We start from the raw sequence: 20,566 nt of genomic DNA, 5'->3' as shown, positions 1-20,566 counted from the left end.
CGCTACTTGACGACGGCCGAGCCCTTGACGATGTCGATCGTCTCGCCGCCGTCGAGTCCGATGCGGTCGCCGTCGGGCGTCGTCATGAAGCAACCGGAGGGGCAGAGGCTTTCCGAAGCGCCGGCATCGACCACAACCTCGACGCGCTGGCCGCTCTCGGTGATGACGAGCACGACGGCCGCCGGATCGGTGTTGGTAACGGATGCCGCATAAGCCGCGGGCGCGGCAAGCAGCGGGACAAGCAGAACGGCGGCAAATCTTGCCATCATGTGCGGCGGCGCTGGCGCGCCCTCCCCTCGAACGATCGGTGCTGCCCCCGGCAGCGATCCCGATGGAAGGGATCATGCACGCACACCCGTGAATGATGGCTGAATGACCCGTTCAGCTCTTGAGATTGCCGTCCGCCGTCCGGCTGCGCAATTGCCGCACCGGCCGCTCTTCCTCCTCCATGGGCTTATCCCCCGGATTTTCTTGGTCGCCCTTCCGATCCCTGCCCGCATCGACAAGGACGGGAGGAGCCTCTCGATGGATGGTGAGATCGCTCTGCGGCAACGGGATCTCGATCCCCTCGGCCTTGAAGCGCTGGAGGATCTCGATCCTCAAATTGTTGCGCACCGTCATGCCGTCGCCCATGTCGGCGAGGAAGAAGCGCAGCTCGAAATCCAGCGAATAGGGACCGAAACGCAAAAATTCGACATGCGGCTCGGGATTGCGCATGACGAGCGGAATCTTGGCGGTCAGTTCCAGCAGGATATCCATCACCTTCTGCGGATCGGCGTTGTAGCTGACGGATACGGGGATTTCCGAACGGCCGATCTTGTTGCGATGCGTCCAGTTGCCGACGAGCCCGTTGATCAGCTCCGAATTCGGCACAATGATCGACTGCTTGCGGAAGGTCTCGATCTCGGTGGCGCGCACCGAGATACGCTTGACAATGCCTTCGGCCGTGCCTGATACAACATGGTCTCCGACCTTGAACGGCCGCTCGACGAGCAGGATCAAGCCGGAGACGAAGTTGGAAACGATGTTCTGCAAGCCGAAACCGATGCCGACCGAAAGTGCTGAGGCGACGAGCGCGAAGCTCGAAAGATCGATGCCGGCCGCCGAAACGCCGATGATCGCCGCGATGCCGACGCCGAGATAGCCGATGCCTGTTTTGACCGAATTGCGCACGCCGAGATCGACATGGCTTCTTGCCATCACATTGCCGTCGAGCCAGCGCTGCAGCCAGCGTGTCAGCAGATAGACGCCGGCAAACAGCAGAATGCCGGTGCAGATGCCGAGCAGCGAGATGCTGATGCCGCCGAGCCTGACCTCGGTGAACAGCCGATAGGCGATCAACTGCAGATCCTGCACATGGAAGCCCCAGAGCAGCAGGATCAGCGGGATGCCGACGAGAAGCGCCACCGCATAGATGGCAAGGCCGACGAGCAAGCCGGCCTGGTCGATCGCAACCGGCCCAAGCTTGAAGCGGCGCGTCAGGAAGCTTGCAAAGAAGGTGTCGCCGAAGCTTTCCTGCTTTGATATCGCCTTGCCGGAGAGCAGGCCGACATACATGGTGGCAACGACCGCGCCGGTGATGATGAGCTGCGTGGCGACGAAGCGCGCCAGCCCGACATAACCGGTCAGCGCGGTGAGGATGAGACCGGCGCCAACGACGCGCAGGATGATCCCCATGCCGCGCGGCCAATGCCGGCCCGGCGCATCGGGATCGCCGTTCTTCGCCAGCATCGGTTTGCCGAACGAGGCCGCAATCAGGATCAGCCCGATGATCAGCGCGGCAATCAGGCTCCTGACCACGGTCAGCACCAGCGGCGAGCCCATCGCCTCGCCGATCGTCCCGAACAGATAATCGAGCGCGTTGACGATCGCCATCGCCAGCAGGCAATAGCCGATCGAGCGTGCGCCGAGATTGGAAAGCCGGACGAGCCGCCAGCGAGGTTCGTCCGGTGCGAAGATGGCGTTGACGAAACGGCCGACGAAATAGACGAGCCCGATCGCCGCAAACAGGGCGCCGATGACAGGTGCGATGTCGGGCCGCAGAACATTGAAACTATTGAGGAAGAAGAACGAGGTGACGAGCAGTACCGAAAGCGCCAGGGTGCGGATCAGCGTCGACCAGAAGGCGATCGACAGCCGGCCGATATAGGACGGGTTCTCGATCGCCTCGTCCCGGCGCAGATACGAGCCAAACAGCCGATAGCTGCCGGATAGCAGAATGAGCGCCGAAGCAAGCGACAGGAAGATCGCGGCAAACAGCGGGAACCGCTTGAACTTCCAGACGAAAGAGGCCCAGCTCGACAAAGCCTGCGAGAATTCGCTGGCCTCGTGCACGAAGGCGCTCACGGCATCGTCGAGCACCGAGACGGAGATCTCGGTGCGCCTGAAAAGCGTGTCGGCGAAAAGCCGCCGCCGCATTTCGATGATTTCGTTGAGGAGCTTCGTCACCGCGATCGACAGGTTTTCGGCGTCACCGGTCACCGCGTTGATCTGCGCACGCTCGGCAGTCAGCGCATTGCGCTCGTCCGTGACAATCTTGGCCTCGGGCGGCTGCCCGTCCTTCGGCGGATCGCCGATCTCGGCAAGCCGGTTCTTGATCTGGTCGAACCGCGGCCGGAGATTGACCGATATGGTGATGACGGCGCGGCTGAGCTCGTCAGCCTTGGTGGCGAGCCCGACCAGGGCATCGTCATTGTCGGCACTCTGCTTGGCGCCGTCTTGAAGCGCCGTCAGTTGGACCTTCGCCTTGTCGATCTCCTTCGCCGCCTGATCGAGTGGCGTATCGGTAAGCGGTGCCTCCTGCGCGGCAGCCGGTGCCTGCGGCTCCTGGGCGAAGGCCGCAGCACCATTGAAATGCGCGCCCGCGACCGCCAGCGTCAGCAGAAGAATGGTGCGAAGCAGGATCGGTCTCAGCCGCAAAAGCGCCTCCGGAAGGGTTGTCGTCAGGATAGAATGCCTGCTTGTCATAGCAAAGAAAGGCGACAGAAAGGCGGAATATCCCCGGAAAGCCTCAGAAACCGGCATCGGGCCTGGAGAGATAGTCGCGCTCCGCCGCCGTCGACTCCCGCCCGAGCATGGCATTGCGGTGCGGAAAACGGCCATAGGCGGCGATCACGTCGCGGTGGCGGATCGCATAATCGCGATATTCCTCATCGCCAAGCGCGGTGAACAACGCCACCGAACGTTCCTGCTCGTCAAGGTCTTCGGCATGTTCGAAGGGCATGTAGAAAAAGGTGCGGCATGCCGCTTCAACCGCCTGGTCGGCGCCTGCTGCGAGCGCGAGCTTGGCTTCCCGAAGCGCCAGCCCGTCGGTCGCGACGGCAAGCGGGGTGCCGCGATAGATATTGCGGGGAAACTGGTCGAGCACGATGACGGCCGCCAGCCGGCTTGCCGGGTCGGCCCGCCATTCGTCCCGGACGCCCGCGGCAAGCGCCAGATGGGTATCGCGGAAGCCTTCGCGGATCTCGGCGTCAAGCTCCGGCGTCGCACGGAACCACAGCTCCCGGCCGCAATTGACGAACCAGAAATCATAGACTTCCCCAGGCCTGCGGATCGTCGTCATGTTTCCTTCCCTAGCGTTAGGCGTATTGATGCAGTGTCAGTAAACTATTGGCGAAATTGACAAATGATGTGCCGCTTAGCCCATCTCATCCGCCTGCCACGCCCTATCGCTCCTACCCCTACTTCCCCTCATGCAACGAAAACACCAGCATCGCCTTGGTTCCGACGTGGCCGGGGTCATAGGCGAAATCCGATTTCAGGCTGGCGGCCATGGCCGTCAGAATGCGCGTGCCGAGGCCGGTTCCTCTGGCCGGGCTCGACGGGTCGAAACCGGCGCCGTCATCCTCGACGATGACGCGCAATGTCTCGTCCGTTTGATCGACGAGGACGCGGATCTCGCCCGGCACGCTATCCGGATAGGCATATTTGAAGGCATTGGTGACAAGCTCGCTGACGATCAGCCCGAGCGTGATCACCTTGTCGGTCGCCAGGTTGACCGGCTCAGCAGTGAGCACGATGCGGTGTGGCCGCTTGTCGTCGCGCATCGAGGCTTCGAGTTCGGTGAGCAGGCTGTTCAGATATTCGTCGACCTGCACCGAGCCGACCTGCCGGTTGGTGTAGAGCCGGCGGTGCACGCTGGCGATGGCGTTGATGCGCATCTGCGTTTCATGCAGCGCATCGATCGCCACCTGGTCCTTGGTCATCGAAGACTGCATGCGGATCAGCGCGCCGACCAGGCCGAGGCTGTTGGCGATCCGGTGGTTGACTTCGGTAAGCAGCATCTCGGCAAGGTCGCGCTGCTGGCGGATCACCTCCTGCGCCTGCGCCGTTTCGCGGCGAAAACGAGCCCGCTCCAGCGCCTGTTCGAGGGCAGCGGCCAGCAGGTCGAAATAATCGGCTGAGATCTCCTTGAGCATGTAGTCATCGGCGCCCGCCTTCAGCGCCGCAACCGCGATGCTGGTATCGTCCGAACCCGTCGCATAGATGACCGGAGGATGATCCGGCATCGCCGCAATGCAGGGCAAAATGTCGAGGCCGGTCTCGTCAGCCAGGACATGATCGAGCACGACGGCATCGATGCCGCCTTCGCCGAGTCTCACAAGGCCGGCAGCGCCATTCTCAGCCCACTCCACCGAAAAGCCGCGCCGGAGCAGGTTCTTCTGCATCAGCAGGGCAAGCTCCTCGTCGTCGTCGATATAGAGGATGTGGATCAGGGCATCCGCATCGCCGCTAGAATTGCTCATTCCGTCTCCCGGCGTTCTCTCTGAGCGACGAACGCCCGCAAGCGTCCGAGTCGTCCGCATGGCAATGTCGTATTGCATTGACCGCCTGGGGTAAACAGCGGTTATCCCTCGCTCTTGTCGCAGGCGACGCGGAAGAAGGATGTCGGGCAGCCGGCATTTTCAGATCATGACCCTGGCCTGGGGAAGATCCCATGGAAGCCGATGAAAGAGGTTGGGAAACGAGAACCCTGAAGTAAGATCCATAAACGCCGAGTGGCCCGATTGGTTCCGCAGGCCAAGCTAATTTTTCTGGAATTTCCGATGGCCGGATACTTCGGCCCCCGCCTCCACCGGCAATTGCAGGAAGCGTAGCGACGAGACGATGCCGATCGCGCCGACCACGACGAAAGCCCAGCGAAAATCGGCAAGAACGGGATTGTCGGCGCCCCTGAGCGCCGAGGCGATATTGAGCACGGCCGCCGCCACCGCCACGCCGAGCAGCATCGACACCTGCTGCAGCATGCTCGACAGCGTCGAGGCCGAGGTTCGCTGCGCCGGGCCGATATCGGCAAAAGCCAGCGTGTTCAGCGCGGTGAATTCCATCGACCGCGACAGGCCGGCGAGAAAAAGTAGCGCATGGATGAAAAACGGCGGCGTCGCCGGCGAAAGGAAGCCGCAGCCGACAATCGAAAGCGCCGCGATCAACCCATTGACCCCGAGCACGGTGCGGAAGCCGAAGAACCGCAGCAGCGGCGTCGTCACCGCCTTCATGCTGAAATTGCCGAGGAAATAGACGAGCAGATAGGTGCCGGCGGCAATCGAGCTCAGTCCGAAGCCGAGCTGGAACAGCAGAGGCAGTAGGAACGGCGTCGCGTTGATGGCCATCCGGCAGGCCGTGCCCGCCGACAGCGTCGACATCGAAAAGGTCTGGATGCGGAAGGCCGAAAGGTCGAGCAGTGGATTGTCGACGGCGAGAAAATGCCGAGTCGCCATGACCGAAAGCACGATGCCCGCCGCCAGCATTGAAATGATCGGCAAGAGACCGCCGTCCCGTTTGACCGAAAGCTCCAACGCGGCAAGCAGGAAGGTCAGTCCCGCAGCGCTGAGGACGAAGCCCACCAGATCCAGCCGGCCGGGATTGCTCTCGCGCTGCTCCGGCACGAAGCGTAGCACCAGCACCATGCCGAGAATGCCGATCGGGATGTTGATGAGGAAGTTCCAGTGCCAGCTGGCATAGGTGGTGATGAAGCCGCCGAGCACCGGGCCGATCACCGGCGCCGTCAGCGCCGGCCAGGTGATCAGCGCGATCGCCTGCACCAGTTCCGACTTGCGGGCATTCTTGAGCACGATGATGCGCCCGACCGGCGTCATCAGCGCACTGCCCGCCCCCTGGACGGCGCGCCACAGCACGAATTCCGCAAGGCTGCCGGAGAGCCCGCAGAACAGCGAGGCGCCGGTAAAAACGGCAATCGACATCAGGAAGATACGGCGCGCGCCGAACCGATCGCCGAGCCAGCCCGACAGCGGAATGAAAGCGGCCATCGTCAGCATGTAGACGGTGATGCCGATGCTCATCGACACCGGCTGCACGCCGAAGCTTGCCGCCATCTGCGGCAGCGAGGTGGTGACGATCGTGCCGTCGAGGATCTGCATGAAGAAGGAAACGGCAACGACCAGCGCCACGATTTTCGCCTGGCGGCTGCTCGCCGCCTCTTGCCCGTTCTCGCTCGTCTCTGCCGTGGTCATCGATCTGCCAATGAAAATTCCGGATGACGCGGCAGGGAAACGGGAAGGAAGCCGATCGGAGAGCTGTCGCGCGGAGGCGCGCGGACATGGAAAGCCGCGCACTGGCTGAATACGCCCGTTGCAGCCGGCCGGAAAGGCTAAATCTCGCACTGCGCAGGAATATTCCCGATAGGGCCGGACGGCGGCCGACATCGATCCCCAGAAAGGATTCAAGAAAAAGGCCCCGCCGAAGCGAGGCCAAGCCTGATCCGCTCCGGGGAAAAACAGGAGCGGCGCACAATCCATATCGGGCGATCGATGTCGCAGCGAGGCCAGATGTCGCTGCTTTGGTACGCTTGCGGAGAAATTTCCCGATTTCGCGGAAAAGATTGCGCCCAGAAAGTCGCTGTCGGGTGGGCGCGACAGCTGTGCACTGCAGCAACGATTGCCGCTTGCAATGTTTATAAAAATAGTTTTCACTAAACATATTGCTAAACATGATGATTGAGGAGTTCATGTGAGCATTTTCTGAAACGGGTGAACATGCGACGCCGGCGGGGAGCCGGCCCTTGGTTCTGGGAGGAACTTATGCAGAAAACATCGAAAGCCCTTTTGGGGCTGGCCACGGCATTCGGCATGTCGTCGGCATTGCCCAATCTCGCCAAAGCCGATGAACTGACGCTGTGCTGGGCCGCCTGGGACCCCGCCAATGCGCTCGTCGAGCTGTCGAAGGATTTCACCGCCAAAACCGGCACGCAGATGAAGTTCGAATTCGTTCCGTGGACGAGTTATGCCGACCGCTTCCTCAACGAACTGAACTCCCATGGCAAGCTCTGCGATCTCATCATCGGTGACAGCCAGTGGATCGGCGGATCGGCCGAGAACGGCCACTACGTCAAGCTCAACGACTTCTTCGACAAGGAAGGCATCAAGATGGATGACTTCGTGCCGGCGACGGTCGTCGGCTACTCGGAATGGCCGAAGAACACCCCGAACTACTGGGCACTGCCCGCCATGGGCGACGTCGTCGGTTGGACCTACCGCAAGGACTGGTTCGAGAAGCCGGAACTGCAGAAGGAATTCAAGGCAAAATACGGTTGGGATCTCGCAGCGCCGAAGACCTACGATCAGCTGAAGCAGATCGCCGAATTCTTCCAGAAGCGTGAAATCGACGGCAAGACCGTCTATGGCGCCTCGATTTATACCGAACGCGGCTCCGAAGGCATTACCATGGGCGTGACCAACGTCCTCTATGACTGGGGCTTCCAGTACGACAATCCGAAGAAACCCTATGACATGGAAGGCTTCGTCAACTCGGACGACGCGGTCAAGGGCCTCGAATTCTACAAGTCCCTCTATGATTGCTGCACCCCGCCCGGCAGCTCGAACGTCTACATGGTCGAATCCGCCGATGCCTTCAAATCCGGCCAGGTCGCCATGCAGATGAACTTCGCCTTCACCTGGCCCGGCCTCTATAAGGACGAAAAGGTCGGCGGCGACAGGATCGGCTTCTTCCCAAATCCAGCTGAAAAGGAGCATTTCGCCCAGCTCGGCGGCCAGGGCATCTCGGTGGTCTCCTACTCCGACAAGCGCGACGCCGCCCTGCAGTATATCAAGTGGTTCGCCCAGCCTGATGTGCAGGCCAAATGGTGGGAACTCGGCGGCTTTTCCTGCCTGAACTCCGTCGTCAACGCGCCAAGCTTTGCCAAGAGCCAGCCCTATGCCCAGGCCTTCCTGGACTCGATGGCGATCGTCAAGGACTTCTGGGCTGAGCCGAGCTACGCCTCACTGCTGCAGGCCATGCAGAAACGCGTCCACAACTACGTGGTCGCCGGCAACGGCACCGCCAAGGAAGCGCTGGACGGTCTGGTGAAGGATTGGGGCGACGTCTTCAAGGACGACGGCAAGATCTAGCGCGTGGCATCACTGTTGCGTGTCATCCTCGCCAGGATGGCGGCCCGGATCGGCAGACGAGCCGGGCCGCCAGATCTGCCATATGCCAAAAGACCCCGTACCCCAATAAGACCAGGTGAAAACTTGACTATGTCCCATTCCTCCATCGTCGAGAAGGCAGCCGACGCAACAGCAAGGGCAACGCCGGTCTCAGTCGCCCGGCGCGTCCGCGGGCTCTCCGACAGGGCGATCGCCTGGCTGTTCATTGCACCGGCCATCACCTTGCTGCTGGCGATCAACATCTTCCCGCTGCTTTGGGCGGTCTATCTCTCCTTCACCAATTACCGCGCCAACCGGCCGAATGCGCCGGTCCAGGGCGTCGGCCTTGGAAATTACCAGCGCGTCCTCAACGATCCCGACATCTGGTTTGCGATGCGGACCACCGCGCATTTCGTCTTCTGGACGATCGTGCTGCAGACGGTGATCGGTTTCACGCTGGCCTATCTGATCGACCGCAAGTTTCGCGGCCATGCCTTCTGGACGACGATCATCCTGATTCCGATGATGCTGTCGCCTGCCGTCGTCGGCAATTTCTGGCGCTTTCTCTACGAGCCGCAGATCGGCCTCTTTGCCTATGCCGTGTCGCTGATATCAGGCATTCCGACATCGGAGATCCAGATGCTCGGCAACGTCACTCTGGCGCCCTGGGCGATCATCATCGTCGATACCTGGATGTGGACGCCCTATGTGATGCTGATCTGCCTCGCCGGCCTGCGCTCCATCCCCGATTATATCTATGAGGCGGCCGAGGTCGACCGCGCTTCGCCCTGGCGCCAGTTCTGGTCGATCACCGTGCCGATGGCCCTGCCCTTCATCATGCTCGCCGTGCTCTTCCGCGGCATCGAGAATTTCAAGATGTTCGACATGGTGACGCTGCTCACCGGCGGCGGGCCCGGCTCGGTCACCGAAGTCGCTTCGATCACGCTGAAACGCGCGGCCTTCGAAAGCTGGGCGACCGGCCGGGCCTCGGCCTTCGCCATCATCCTCTTCGTCGCGGTGTTTGGCCTCGCCAACATCTACGTCAAGGCATTGAACAAGGTGAAGCAACGATGAGCGCCGCCAACTCCGCCCATTCGGTCGTCGAACCGAGCCTTTCCAGCAAGCGCATCGCCGGCACCATCGTCGTCCTATATGCGCTGATCACCCTCATCCCACTCGTCTGGATCTTCCTGACCAGCATCAAGTCGCCGCCGGATTCGATCAGCTATCCCCCGAAGATCGTCTTCACGCCGTCGCTCGAAGGCTATTGCAACCTGTTCACGACGCGCACCCGGCAAACGCCTGATTATATCGCCTCGCTGCCGGCGCCGGTCGGAGCCTGCGATGAGGTGACGCGCAAGCGCAACATGGTGATCGCCGGCCCGTCGAACTTCCTGCCGCGCTTCGTCAATTCGCTTGTCATCGCCTTCGGCTCCACTTTCCTGGCGGTCTTCCTCGGCACGCTTGCCGCCTATGGCTTCTCACGCTTCAAGGTGCCGCTCGCCGACGACCTGCTGTTCTTCATCCTGTCGACACGCATGATGCCGCCGATCGCCGTCGCCATCCCGATCTACCTGATGTACCGCGAGCTCGGCCTGTCGGACACGGCGCTCGGCATGATCCTGCTCTACACCGCCGTCAACGTCTCGCTTGCCGTCTGGCTGCTCAAGGGCTTCATCGACGAGATCCCGCGCGAATACGAGGAAGCAGCGATGATCGACGGCTATACCAGGCTGCAGGCCTTCCGAAAGGTCGTGCTGCCGCAGGCGACCACCGGCATTGCCGCGACGGCGATCTTCTGCCTGATCTTCGCCTGGAACGAATATGCCTTCGCCGCCCTTCTGACCTCGGGCGAGGCCCAGACCGCGCCGCCCTTCATCCCGACGATCATCGGCGAAGGCGGACAGGACTGGCCGGCGGTCGCCGCCGGCACGACGATCTTCCTGATCCCCATCCTCGTCTTCACCATTCTTCTGCGCAAGCAGTTGCTGCGCGGCATCACCTTCGGAGCCGTCCGCAAATGAGCCATCTGATCGAAACACGCACTCCCGCGCGTCCGAAGCGACCGTTCTTCCTGCGTCGTGGCCCGATGGAGACCATCGCCACCGTGCTGATCGGGCTCGGTTTCCTGATGCTGTTCCAGCCCTTCCTGCTGGTGCTCTATACCTATTCGCTGGTCACCCTGCTTGCAGGCACCGTCATGTTCATCATCGTTTCGAAATTCCCGGAGTGAACCATGGCGGATATCCGGATCGAAAATCTCCGCAAGGAATTCGGAAGTTTCGTCGCCGTTCAGGATTCGAGCTTCACCGTCCATGACGGCGAGTTCCTGGCGCTTCTCGGACCTTCCGGCTGCGGCAAGACGACGACGCTGCGCATGATCGCCGGCCTCGAGCTGCCCAGCAGCGGCAAGATTTATCTCGACGGCGAGGACGTCACCTTCAACCGCGCCAGCGCCCGCGACATCGCCTTCGTCTTCCAGCTCTTCGCGCTCTACCCGCATATGAACGTGCGTAAGAATATCGGCTTCCCGCTGCTGTCGCAGGGCATGGCCAAGGCCGAAATCCGAGCCCGCGTCGAGGAGACGGCGCGCCTGCTGCAGATCGACCATATTCTCGACCGCTCGGTCTCCGGCCTTGCCGGCGGCGACCGCCAGCGCGTGGCGCTCGGCCGCGCCATCGTCCGGCGCCCGAAATGTTTCCTGATGGACGAGCCGCTCGGCACGCTCGATGCCGAATTCCGCGAGGTCATGGTTCATGAGCTGCGCGAACTGCACAACCGCATCCACGCCACCACCGTCTACGTCACCCATGACCAGCACGAAGCGATGGCGATGGCCGACAAGATCGCCGTGATGAACCATGGCGTCATCGAGCAGTTCGGCACGCCGCAGGAGATCTATGCCAAGCCGGCGACCATGTATGTGGCCGATTTCATCGGCTCGCCGCCGATGAACTTCATGCGCTTCACCTCGGGTCTGAAAAGCGGCGACCGCTCCATCCTGCTCGACGGCGTCGATGTCGCCGTTCCCGAGATCCACCAGGACATGGCCGAGAGCGAGCTGGCGCTCGGCGTCCGGCCGGAGCATATCCGCTTCAGCGATGCCTCGGCGCTCCGCGGCGCCGTCTATGGCAGCGAATATCTCGGCACCAACCAGGTCGTCGCCGTGGAAACCCCGGGCGGCTTGATCAGGGCCCGCGTTCCCGCCAATCGCAGCTTCCAGATCGGCGAGAGGGTCGGCCTGGAATTCAATCCGGCGAAACTCGCACTCTTCGACTGCAGGTCGGGCCGCGCAGTGCCATCCTCACTCTATCAGGAGACCCGGCATGGCTGATGTCGTCCTCAGGAACCTTGCCAAGCGCTTCGGTGATACCCAGGCTCTCGCCGATCTCGATCTTTCGATCCGCGATGGCGAATTCGTCGTGCTGCTCGGTCCCACAGGCGCCGGCAAGACCACGACGCTGCGGCTGATCGCCGGCTTGGAAAAGCCAGATAGCGGCCGCATCGAGATCGGCGGCCGCAATGTCGCCGCTGAGGCCCCCGCCGAACGCGACGTCGCCTTCGTCTTCCAGCAATATTCGCTCTATCCGCACATGACGGTCTACGAGAATCTCGCCTTCCCGCTGAAGGCGCCTGTGCGCAAGCTGAGTGCGGAGGAGATAGACCGTCGCGTGCGCGAAGTCGCACGTATGGTCAGGATCGACCACAAGCTGGAGAACCGCTCGACCAGGCTTTCCGGCGGCGAGATGCAGCGTGTCGCGATCGGCCGGGCGCTGGTGCGCCGGCCGGCGATCTATCTGATGGACGAGCCGCTGTCCTCGCTCGACGCCAAGCTGCGCGCCGAACTGCGCCTGGAACTGAAGCGTATCCAGAAAGAACTGGGCTCGACGCTGCTCTATGTCACCCATGACCAGGTGGAAGCCATGACCATGGCGGACCGCATCGGCATCGTCGCCGAGGGAAGGCTGATGCAGGTGGGAACGCCGCGCGAGATCTACGGCAATCCCGCCAACCTGCACGTCGCCGCCCGCCTCGGCCAGCCGCATATCAACCTTCTACCGGCCGACCTGCTGCCGGGCGGCCAGCCGCCGGCCGGTACGAAGACCGTCGGCGCCCGCACCGAACATCTCGATATCATCGTCGGCAAGGACGCCAATGCGGAGATCGACTGGATCGAGCATCTCGGCGACCAGAACCATCTGCACATCAGGGTTGCCGATCCCAAGCAGCCGGCGCGGGATCACAAGCTCGTCACACTTGCGGATCCTTATCTGGCGATCGCACCGGGTGACCGGATCAGCCTGACGCTGCGCGATCCGCTTTATTTCGATGCGGCTGGACAGCGCCTTTCCTGACCGGCAAACAGACATGACGACGGCATGAAAAACAAACAGACGGGTCTCAATCGATGAAACATTTCTTCAACCGCAGGGAAAACATCGTCACCGAAGCCTTGGACGGTCTGCTTCTGACGAGCAGCAACGGTCGTCTCGCCCGCCTCGACAGCTTTCCCGACATCAAGGTGATCCTGCGCGCCGACTGGGACAAATCGAAGGTGGCGATCATCTCCGGCGGCGGCGCTGGCCACGAACCCTCCCATGCCGGCTTCGTCGGCAAGGGCATGCTGACGGCAGCCGTCTCCGGCGAAATCTTCGCCTCGCCGAGCGTCGATGCCGTGCTGACGGCAATCCGTGCCGTGACCGGCCCGAAGGGCTCCCTGCTGATCGTCAAGAACTATACCGGCGACCGCCTGAATTTCGGCCTCGCCGCCGAAAAAGCGCGCGCCGAAGGCTTCGACGTCGAGATGGTCATCGTCGCCGATGATATCGCCATCCCCGGCATCAACCAGCCGCGCGGCGTCGCCGGCACGCTGTTCGTCCACAAGATCGCAGGTTATCACGCCGAAAAAGGCGACGATCTGACGACGGTCGCCGCCCATGCCGCAGCCGCCGCTTGCGACATCGTTTCGCTCGGCATGTCGCTGTCCACCTGCAGCGTGCCTGGCCAGGTCCATGAGGATCGTCTCGGCGCGGACGAAGGTGAACTCGGCCTCGGCATCCATGGCGAGCCCGGTGTCGAGCGCATTACCCTGCAGCCGGTCGCCGATATCGTCGCCACCATGGTGGCGCGCCTTTCGCCTACGCTGCGCGAAGGGGCAAGCCATGCCCTCCTCATCAACAATCTCGGCGCCGTGCCGCCGCTCGAAATGACCGTCATCGCCAATGCGGTATTGTCCTCGCCGCTTGGCCGCCGTGTCCGGCTGATCATAGGCCCGGCGCCGATGATGACCGCGCTCAACATGAACGGCTTCTCGCTGTCGCTGATCCGGCTGGACGCCGTTCGCGAGGTGGCGCTGACGGCGGCGGTCGAGCCGCATGCCTGGATGCCGGCCGTCGAGCGCCATGAGATCCGGATCATCGCCGCACCGAGAACATCAGCCGGCTTGAACGGCGCGGCCGTGGCCGGGGAAAACACCCGCAACCGGCGCTTGATCACGGCGCTCTGCGAGCATCTGATCTCGCAGGAAAGCGAGCTCAACCGGCTGGACAGCCGCGTCGGCGACGGCGATACCGGCTCGACGGTGGCCTCAGGCGCCCGCAGCGTGCTTGCCCGCTTGGACATGCTGCCGCTCGACCGACCGGCCGCAACGCTTGCCTCGCTCGGCGACATCCTTGGCACCAGCATGGGCGGGTCGAGCGGCGTGCTGCTGTCGATCTTCTTCACCGCGGCGGCAAAGGCGATGGCCGATAAAGCCGATATATCAGCCGCCCTGCTTGCCGGGCTCGACAGGATGACGTTCTATGGCGGAGCCGGAGTCGGCGACCGGACGATGGTCGATGCGCTGTCGCCCGCCCTGCAGGCGCTCGAATCCGGCGATATCACCGCGGCGGCAAGGGCAGCGGCAGCGGGTGCGGAGTCGACAAAGACGATGATGAAGGCGAGAGCCGGACGCGCCTCCTATGTCGGCGAAAGAGATCTGGCGGGCGTCGCCGATCCCGGCGCCGTCGCGGTTGCCGGCGCCTTCGGCGTGGCGGCAAGCCTCGCCTGACCAAAGAGACGTTTGAAAGCCCGCGGGAGGCGCGGCGACAGGGAGGATGGCAGTGCAGGCGGAACCGGTGCTTGTGGCGGGATTGATCGAGGTGTGCCGCGCGACGATCGCTGATAATACAGATCACCTCTGCGCGCTCGACCGCGCCATCGGCGATGGCGATCACGGAACCAATATGCGGCGCGGCTGCGAGGCGGTGAGCGCCGAAGGCGAAAGCCTGTCCAGCCTGCCCTTTCCCGAAGCCGTGGAAAAAATCGGACTGACGCTGGTAATGAATGTCGGCGGCGCGGCCGGGCCGCTCTACGGCACGCTGCTGATGGAGATCGGCCGCGAGCTTCGCAAAAGCGAGGAAAAGGCCGATTTTTCGCAGGTGCTGAAACAGGCGATCGACGCCGTCGCCAGACGCGGGCGGGCGCATGCCGGCGACAAGACCCTGCTCGACGTGCTCTATCCCGTGCATGCCGCGCTGGCGAATCGGTCCCCGCTCGGTGACATCGCCCGCAAAGCCGAGCGCTCCGCCGACAGGACGGCAGCGATGAAGGCGATGCGCGGGCGCGCCGCCTATCTCGGCGACCGTTCGATCGGCCATGTCGACCCCGGCGCGTCGAGCTGCGCGCTGCTGACCACGGCGATCTGCCGCTATCTCGGGGAGCACTGTCAGCAATGAATGGAAAGACCACAAACGTAGGCATCGTGATCGTCTCCCACTCGCCGCTGGTGGCAAGGGGCATCGCCGACATGGTGCGGCAGATGGTCGGCGACTGCGTGCCGCTCGCCTGGTCGGGCGGCAACGTCCACGGCGAGCTCGGCACCGATGCCGGCGGCATCCTCAAGGCGATCGAGACGGCCTGGTCCGATGCCGGCGTCGCCGTCTTCGTCGATCTCGGCGGCGCCGAGACCAACAGCGAGATGGCGATCGAAATGCTGGGGCTTCCCCGCGCGGCGCTCGTCTCCATCTGCAACGCGCCTTTGGTCGAAGGCGCCGTCATCGCCGCTGCCGAGGCGTCGGGGGGCGCATCGCTGGCCAAGGTCGTCGCCACAGCCGAGGAACTGTCCCCTTGATGACGAGCGGATTGCGTAGTGAAAAGCAGGAGCCCGAGCCATTGCACCTGAACTGCCAGACGGAAGTGGAAGTCAAGCACGGCGTCGGGCTGCATGCCCGTCCCTCCGTCACCTTCACGCGGCTTGCCAAGTCCTTCCCCTGCTCGATCGAGGTCGCCGTCAACGGCAGCGATGTCTGGCTGAACGGCAAGAGCATCATCAAGATCATGGGCGCGAGAATTCGCAAGGGGTCGATCCTCAGGATCCGCGCCGACGGTATCCTCGCCGAGGAGGCGATCCGCGCCCTCAAGGAACTCATCGAGCGCAACTTCGATGAGGAAAAGAAACATGGCCGAACCGCTTAGATTGAAAGCGAAGAGCGCATCCCCGGGCATCGCATCCGGCCCGGCCTTTCTCGCGGAAGAGCCGAAGGCTCCTTCCGCGGAGCGGCCGGACGTCCCCCCTGTGCCCAACGCGGCCGGCGGATACGGCGCGCTGGAGAAGGCGATCGACATCTCGATCGGCGAACTCGAGCGCCTTGCCGAGGGCACTGACGCCGAAAGCCGCGATATCATCGATTTCCAGATCGAGGTGCTGCGCGATCCGACGATTGCGGAAGCGACCGGCGCGCGCATGCAAGCCGATGAGAACGTCGTCTTTGCCTGGGTCACCACGCTCGACGCCTATATCGGCGAACTCGAAGCGGCCGACGAGGAGCAGATGCGCGCGCGCGCCGTCGACATTCTCGACATCAAGAACCGCGTGCTCGGCGCGCTCGCCGGCACCCCGATCGCCGATTTTCCGCCCGGCTCGGTCTTCGTCGGCAAGGACATGGAGCCCAGCCGCTTTCTCGCCCATGATTGGTCGAAGGGCGGCGGCATTGCGCTGTTTGCCGGCAGCGCCGCCGGCCACGTCGCCTTGCTCGCCCGGGCGAAATCGGTGCCGATGGTGGTCGGCACGGGTCGCTTTTCGGCCGCCGACGGAGATCCCGTCAGAGTGGACGGCGACGCCGGCGCGGTCATCCTGCAGGCGGGCGGCATGCTGATCCCGACACCGGCACAAGCACCTGCTACCGACACCCAGACTGAAAGCGGCGAGCTGCGCACCGCCGACGGTGTGCCGATCCAGCTGTCCATCAACATCAACGATCCCGCCGAGATCGATGCACTCGATCCGGCAACGGTAGGCGTCGGCCTGATGCGCTCGGAATTTTCAGTTGCCTCGGTCGCCGATGCCGCCAATGAGGAACGCCAGCTGGCGATCTATCGCCAGGTGCTGGAGCGGGCGGGCGATAAGCCGGTGATCATAAGAATGCTCGATATCGGCGGCGACAAGCCGCTCGCCGGCCTCGAAGACCTGCCGGCTCTCGCCTCGGGCTTGCGTGGCATTCGGCTGTTGCTCGCTCAGCCGGAAATCGCCCGCGTGCAGACCCGCGCCCTGCTGCGCGCTGCCGTCTTCGGCAGGCTGTCGGTGATGCTGCCGATGGTGACATTTCCCGACGAAATCGACAGGATACGGGACATATTTCGCGAAGAAGCCGAAAAGCTCGGCCGCCGCGCCGTGCCCCACGGGATGCCGCCGATTGGCATGATGGTCGAGGTACCATCAGCCGCATTGATGCTCGACACCTTCGGCTCGGCAGCATTCTTCTCGTTCGGCACCAACGATCTCACCCAATATCTCGCCGCCTCGACCCGCGACAGCAGCGAAGCCGATACCGGCAAGGCCGCACCCGCCGTGCTCCGGCTGATTGCCCAAGCGGTCAAGCTTGCCGCCGGCAAGCCCGTCAGCATCTGCGGCGACATGGCCGGCAATCCGCACTATCTGCCCGGGCTGCTCGCCGCCGGCCTCCGGCATTTTTCCGTGGCGCCGGCCCGGCGTCCCGCGATAAGATCGGCGATCATCGGCCTCAACGCCGATGGCACAAGGGCAGCCGGAGAATAGGATGGCGCGCGAAGACACCGAAGACGCCATTATCGCCTACAAGTCCATTCTGGCGCAGATCATCGACAACAGGCCATCGGGCACACGCCAGCGCCTGGCGACGGCGCTTGGAAAACATCGAAGCTTCGTCACCCAGATCACCAGCCCGACCTATGCGACGCCGCTGCCGGCGCGCCATCTCGCGACCATCGTTCGCGTCTGCCATTTCAGCGGTGCCGAACAGGAGCGTTTTCTCGAAGCCTATCAGGCCGCCCATCCCGGCAAGCTGCCGGATCTCGGCCATTCCGAGAAGTTGCGGCACCTGTCGCTGATGGTGCCAGATTTCGGTGACGACAGGAAAAACCGCCTGCTGGAAGAGGCGATCTCGGATCTGGTGCAGAAAATCGTCGCGATATCGGGTGCGGAATGACGAGTGAGCTGATTGACGTAACGTAATGTCTTTAGCCTTGGGAGAGGCTTGATGAAGAAGTTCATGAACACTGCGGAAACCATGGTCGCCGAAAGCGTCGAAGGCTTCGTGCGCGCCCATGAGGCTTTCGTGGTGTTCGGGGCTGAGCGCAAATGCATCCGCCGCCGCCATCTCACGTCAGGCAAGGTGGCGCTGATTTCAGGCGGCGGCGCCGGCCATGAACCGATGCATATCGGCTTCGTCGGCCAGGGCATGCTGGATGCCGCCTGCGTCGGCCATATCTTCACCTCGCCGACGCCAAGCCAGATCATCGCCGCCATCGAAGAGACCGATACCGGCGCCGGCTGCCTGCTCGTGGTCAAGAATTACGACGGCGACCTGATGAATTTCGAAATGGCGATCGAGATGGCCGGCGACCGCCACGGCCTCGACATGGTCGTCGTCAGCGACGATATCGAAACGTCGAGAACAGGCGAAGGCCGCGGCCGGCGCGGCGTCGCCGGCACGCTGATCGTCGAAAAGATCCTCGGTGCCGCGGCCGAACGCGGCATGCCGCTTGCCGGGCTGAAACAGCTTGGCGAGGGATTGAACACGCGGATCCGCTCGATGGGTGTGGCCCTGAACGGCGTGACGGTGCCGCAGACCGAACGCACCACGTTTTCGCTCGGACCCGGCGAAATGGAAATGGGCGTCGGCATCCATGGCGAACCTGGCCATGCCAGGCAGCCCTTCACCACCGCCGACACCATCATCAACCATCTCTGCGAGACCATCGCCGACGATATCACGGTGGCGCCGGGCACCAGCGCCCTGCTCTTCGTCAACGGCCTCGGCGGCACGCCGCCGGCCGAACTCTACCTCGCCTATAACAGTGCTCGCCGTTTCATCGAGGAGAAATCCATGCCGATCGAGCGCTCGCTTGTTGGAACCTATGTCACCTCGCTCGACATGCAGGGACTGTCCGTCACCCTCGCCTTGCTGACCGACGAGGAACTCTCGCTCTGGGACGCGCCGGTGGCAACGGCGGCGCTGCATTGGCCGTAACCGCATCCCTTCAGATGTAAAGTGCCGCCATCTTCCGCCAGGTGCCGGCGCGGTGGGCGCGACCATCCCAGACATGCAGCTGATGACCGATGTTCTTTTCGCCGAGCAGCCGGCTGAGATAGCGGTTGTTGTCGAGGAAAGGATCGGCATCGCCGATGGTGAGAACAATCTCCAGCTGACGCAGCCTGTCGAGCCGCCAGTCACCACCGAGACCAGGCAGGAAATGCGTCGGCGTGTGGAAATAGACGCTGTCGTCGTAATAGCCGTCAAACAGGTCGCCAAAGGATTCCACCTTCATCGTCAAGTCGTAGCGGCCGGAAAAGGCGACGAGCTTGCGGAAGAGATGCGGATGGCGGAAGACGAGGCTCGTCGCCTGGAAGGCACCGAGGCTACATCCATGCACGATGGTGCAATCATGCGGGTTCTTCGCCGCCATCAGCGGCAGCACCTCGTTGAGGATATATTCTTCGAGGGCGGCATGCCGGCCAATGCGCTCGGCCGGATGGCGGTGGAAGCAGTAGAGGCTCTCGGCCGCCAGGCCCTCGATGCAATAGAGCAGGAGATGGCCGGCCTGCAGCTTGTCGGCAAGACTTCCGACCAGACCGAGCTGTTCATACTCGAAGAACCGCCCCTCCCGCGTCGGAAACACCAAAACCTTGGCGCCGGCATGGCCGAACACCAGCATCTCCATGTCTCGATGCAGCCGCTGACTGTACCAGCGGAGATATTCGCGGTTCATGGCACCCTGAAAAACTGTCCGATCTTGTCGCGGAGAACTGCCTCTTGCTTAGCACTGCCAGGATAGTCGAAGTGCCCGGCGTCCAGGATGAAGATTTCATTAAATTTCGGTATCGCATTTGCGACAGCGAACTGGCAGGGCGGCGCGACCGCCGGATCGAAAAGGGCGACGGCCGTCAGCATCGGCACCTTGATCCGTCTGGCGGCGGTCGCCGCATCATAGAGGCGCAGCGTCTCGAGCGCATTCCCATGTTCTGCCTGATATTCCTGCACCGACTGGGCGCTGCCGACAGTTGGAAGCTTCAGCCGTAGCGGCTGGTGCCCGAAGCTCGGCAGTGCCAGATGGCCGCGATCGATGCGCTGGTCATAGGCGATCGCCATCGCTCCGACCCCGCCGCCGAAGCTGATGCCGCTCTAGCCGATATGGCCGGAGAGCCAGGGGTAGAGTGCGACAAGCGTCGAGACGGCAAGCCAGATATCCTCGACGCAGCCGCCGATGATATAGGCCTCCGGCTTGTCGATATCGTGCAGCACGTGCCAGGACGGGTTTTCGGAGATCGGCGGATGGGCGCTGAGCGACAGCCCGCGGCAGCAGGGAAAGAGGAGCGCCGTTTCCCTGACCGGCAGATCGAAATCAGGACGATCCCGCCCGCCGTAACCATGCCCGACGACCAGACCGCGCCGCACCTCCCCTTCACGCGGCAGGATGAGCCAGCCGCCCATCCGGAACGCGTCCGTGGAGACATAGACAAGGTCGAGCACGTGCCAGTCGGGATGGCTGATTTCACTCCGGGAAAGCACCGGCTGCGGATCGACCGCCAGCGCCTTGTGATACCGCGCCTCCCAGAAATCGTCGAAACCCTCGGGCGGCTCCGGCGGCTTAACCGCGAGAAGCTCTTCCAGCCGCATGCCGTAGGTGGGATCGAAATCAAAGGGGTGTGTCTTCGGAATGCTCATCCG

19 protein-coding genes and 1 pseudogene are annotated in these 20,566 nt (G+C 63.0%); 13 read left to right on the top strand and 7 right to left on the bottom strand.

All coding sequences use genetic code 11. The features are described from left to right. Positions 1-2: 2 nt before the first annotated feature. The 5 genes from FHT69_RS04970 to FHT69_RS04950 form a co-directional block, all read right to left on the bottom strand. Positions 3-269 carry a hypothetical protein gene (locus FHT69_RS04970; protein ID WP_028758639.1) on the bottom strand — a complete coding sequence of 89 codons (267 nt, stop codon included), beginning with the start codon at positions 267-269 and terminating at the stop codon, positions 3-5. Between the two features lie 112 nt (positions 270-381). After that, on the bottom strand, positions 382-2,919 hold the full coding sequence (locus FHT69_RS04965; protein WP_183905006.1) for a mechanosensitive ion channel family protein: 2,538 nt from the start codon (positions 2,917-2,919) through the stop codon (positions 382-384). Positions 2,920-3,010: 91 nt separating this feature from the next. Beyond that, entirely contained in the window at positions 3,011-3,562 is a 552-nt protein-coding gene (locus FHT69_RS04960; protein ID WP_183905005.1) for a DUF924 family protein, read from the bottom strand. Positions 3,563-3,680: 118 nt separating this feature from the next. Further along, positions 3,681-4,745, bottom strand: coding sequence for a sensor histidine kinase (locus FHT69_RS04955; protein ID WP_183905004.1), 1,065 nt, complete (start codon positions 4,743-4,745; stop codon positions 3,681-3,683). Between the two features lie 279 nt (positions 4,746-5,024). Then, entirely contained in the window at positions 5,025-6,470 is a 1,446-nt protein-coding gene (locus tag FHT69_RS04950) for an MFS transporter (protein WP_183905003.1), read from the bottom strand. A 567-nt stretch (positions 6,471-7,037) separates the two neighbouring features. On the opposite strand from FHT69_RS04950, the gene FHT69_RS04945 reads away from it, so the two are divergent. The 13 genes from FHT69_RS04945 (at position 7,038) to FHT69_RS04885 (ending at position 18,868) form a co-directional block, all read left to right on the top strand. Continuing rightward, on the top strand, positions 7,038-8,363 hold the full coding sequence (locus FHT69_RS04945; RefSeq protein ID WP_183905002.1) for an ABC transporter substrate-binding protein: 1,326 nt from the start codon (positions 7,038-7,040) through the stop codon (positions 8,361-8,363). A gap of 123 nt (positions 8,364-8,486) precedes the next feature. Continuing rightward, positions 8,487-9,455 (top strand): carbohydrate ABC transporter permease, encoded by a 969-nt coding sequence (locus tag FHT69_RS04940; protein ID WP_183905001.1) that lies wholly within the window; start codon positions 8,487-8,489, stop codon positions 9,453-9,455. Then, positions 9,452-10,405, top strand: coding sequence for a carbohydrate ABC transporter permease (locus tag FHT69_RS04935; protein WP_028757828.1), 954 nt, complete (start codon positions 9,452-9,454; stop codon positions 10,403-10,405). Before FHT69_RS04940 ends, FHT69_RS04935 begins: the two co-directional genes overlap by 4 nt. Beyond that, positions 10,402-10,614, top strand: coding sequence for a hypothetical protein (locus FHT69_RS04930; RefSeq protein WP_003560267.1), 213 nt, complete (start codon positions 10,402-10,404; stop codon positions 10,612-10,614). Before FHT69_RS04935 ends, FHT69_RS04930 begins: the two co-directional genes overlap by 4 nt. 3 nt (positions 10,615-10,617) lie before the next feature. Continuing rightward, entirely contained in the window at positions 10,618-11,715 is a 1,098-nt protein-coding gene (locus FHT69_RS04925) for an ABC transporter ATP-binding protein (RefSeq protein ID WP_132572140.1), read from the top strand. Next, the gene (locus FHT69_RS04920) at positions 11,708-12,736 is read left to right on the top strand and encodes an ABC transporter ATP-binding protein (protein WP_132572143.1); all 1,029 of its coding nucleotides are present in this window, start codon (positions 11,708-11,710) and stop codon (positions 12,734-12,736) included. The genes FHT69_RS04925 and FHT69_RS04920 overlap by 8 nt, the downstream gene beginning before the upstream one ends. Positions 12,737-12,789: 53 nt before the next feature. Continuing rightward, entirely contained in the window at positions 12,790-14,430 is a 1,641-nt protein-coding gene (locus FHT69_RS04915; protein ID WP_183905000.1) for a dihydroxyacetone kinase subunit DhaK, read from the top strand. Positions 14,431-14,476: 46 nt separating this feature from the next. After that, positions 14,477-15,097 (top strand): dihydroxyacetone kinase subunit DhaL, encoded by a 621-nt coding sequence (gene dhaL / locus FHT69_RS04910; protein ID WP_183904999.1) that lies wholly within the window; start codon positions 14,477-14,479, stop codon positions 15,095-15,097. Beyond that, positions 15,094-15,492: a dihydroxyacetone kinase phosphoryl donor subunit DhaM gene (gene dhaM / locus FHT69_RS04905; protein WP_097542335.1), complete on the top strand. Its 399-nt coding sequence runs from the start codon at positions 15,094-15,096 to the stop codon at positions 15,490-15,492. The genes dhaL and dhaM overlap by 4 nt, the downstream gene beginning before the upstream one ends. Beyond that, positions 15,492-15,836 carry an HPr family phosphocarrier protein gene (locus FHT69_RS04900; protein WP_028757822.1) on the top strand — a complete coding sequence of 115 codons (345 nt, stop codon included), beginning with the start codon at positions 15,492-15,494 and terminating at the stop codon, positions 15,834-15,836. The genes dhaM and FHT69_RS04900 overlap by 1 nt, the downstream gene beginning before the upstream one ends. Continuing rightward, the gene (locus tag FHT69_RS04895) at positions 15,820-17,415 is read left to right on the top strand and encodes a putative PEP-binding protein (protein WP_132572152.1); all 1,596 of its coding nucleotides are present in this window, start codon (positions 15,820-15,822) and stop codon (positions 17,413-17,415) included. The genes FHT69_RS04900 and FHT69_RS04895 overlap by 17 nt, the downstream gene beginning before the upstream one ends. 1 nt (position 17,416) lies before the next feature. Further along, on the top strand, positions 17,417-17,824 hold the full coding sequence (locus FHT69_RS04890) for a hypothetical protein (protein ID WP_028757820.1): 408 nt from the start codon (positions 17,417-17,419) through the stop codon (positions 17,822-17,824). A gap of 51 nt (positions 17,825-17,875) precedes the next feature. Further along, positions 17,876-18,868 (top strand): dihydroxyacetone kinase subunit DhaK, encoded by a 993-nt coding sequence (locus FHT69_RS04885; protein WP_183904998.1) that lies wholly within the window; start codon positions 17,876-17,878, stop codon positions 18,866-18,868. 10 nt (positions 18,869-18,878) lie between these two features. On the opposite strand, the gene FHT69_RS04880 is transcribed toward FHT69_RS04885, so the two are convergent. Further along, on the bottom strand, positions 18,879-19,607 hold the full coding sequence (locus FHT69_RS04880) for an esterase family protein (protein ID WP_183904997.1): 729 nt from the start codon (positions 19,605-19,607) through the stop codon (positions 18,879-18,881). Then, a pseudogene (locus tag FHT69_RS04875) lies at positions 19,604-20,563 on the bottom strand (acetylxylan esterase). The gene FHT69_RS04880 and the pseudogene FHT69_RS04875 overlap by 4 nt, the downstream one beginning before the upstream one ends. Positions 20,564-20,566: the final 3 nt, after the last annotated feature.

The sequence above is a fragment of the Rhizobium sp. BK008 genome (assembly GCF_014197345.1).
GTDB classification, from domain to species: Bacteria; Pseudomonadota; Alphaproteobacteria; order Rhizobiales; family Rhizobiaceae; genus Rhizobium; species Rhizobium anhuiense.
This window is presented reverse-complemented; position numbering and strand designations above follow the sequence as displayed.

Coding starts and splice junctions, on each gene's coding strand:
- FHT69_RS04970 (WP_028758639.1), bottom strand. CDS start 269: ATGATGGCAAGATTTGCCGCCGTTCTGCTTGTCCCGCTGCTTGCCGCG.
- FHT69_RS04960 (WP_183905005.1), bottom strand. CDS start 3,562: ATGACGACGATCCGCAGGCCTGGGGAAGTCTATGATTTCTGGTTCGTC.
- FHT69_RS04955 (WP_183905004.1), bottom strand. CDS start 4,745: ATGAGCAATTCTAGCGGCGATGCGGATGCCCTGATCCACATCCTCTAT.
- FHT69_RS04950 (WP_183905003.1), bottom strand. CDS start 6,470: ATGACCACGGCAGAGACGAGCGAGAACGGGCAAGAGGCGGCGAGCAGC.
- FHT69_RS04945 (WP_183905002.1), top strand. CDS start 7,038: ATGCAGAAAACATCGAAAGCCCTTTTGGGGCTGGCCACGGCATTCGGC.
- FHT69_RS04935 (WP_028757828.1), top strand. CDS start 9,452: ATGAGCGCCGCCAACTCCGCCCATTCGGTCGTCGAACCGAGCCTTTCC.
- FHT69_RS04930 (WP_003560267.1), top strand. CDS start 10,402: ATGAGCCATCTGATCGAAACACGCACTCCCGCGCGTCCGAAGCGACCG.
- FHT69_RS04925 (WP_132572140.1), top strand. CDS start 10,618: ATGGCGGATATCCGGATCGAAAATCTCCGCAAGGAATTCGGAAGTTTC.
- FHT69_RS04920 (WP_132572143.1), top strand. CDS start 11,708: ATGGCTGATGTCGTCCTCAGGAACCTTGCCAAGCGCTTCGGTGATACC.
- FHT69_RS04915 (WP_183905000.1), top strand. CDS start 12,790: ATGAAACATTTCTTCAACCGCAGGGAAAACATCGTCACCGAAGCCTTG.
- dhaL (WP_183904999.1), top strand. CDS start 14,477: ATGGCAGTGCAGGCGGAACCGGTGCTTGTGGCGGGATTGATCGAGGTG.
- dhaM (WP_097542335.1), top strand. CDS start 15,094: ATGAATGGAAAGACCACAAACGTAGGCATCGTGATCGTCTCCCACTCG.
- FHT69_RS04900 (WP_028757822.1), top strand. CDS start 15,492: ATGACGAGCGGATTGCGTAGTGAAAAGCAGGAGCCCGAGCCATTGCAC.
- FHT69_RS04895 (WP_132572152.1), top strand. CDS start 15,820: ATGGCCGAACCGCTTAGATTGAAAGCGAAGAGCGCATCCCCGGGCATC.
- FHT69_RS04890 (WP_028757820.1), top strand. CDS start 17,417: ATGGCGCGCGAAGACACCGAAGACGCCATTATCGCCTACAAGTCCATT.
- FHT69_RS04885 (WP_183904998.1), top strand. CDS start 17,876: ATGAAGAAGTTCATGAACACTGCGGAAACCATGGTCGCCGAAAGCGTC.
- FHT69_RS04880 (WP_183904997.1), bottom strand. CDS start 19,607: ATGAACCGCGAATATCTCCGCTGGTACAGTCAGCGGCTGCATCGAGAC.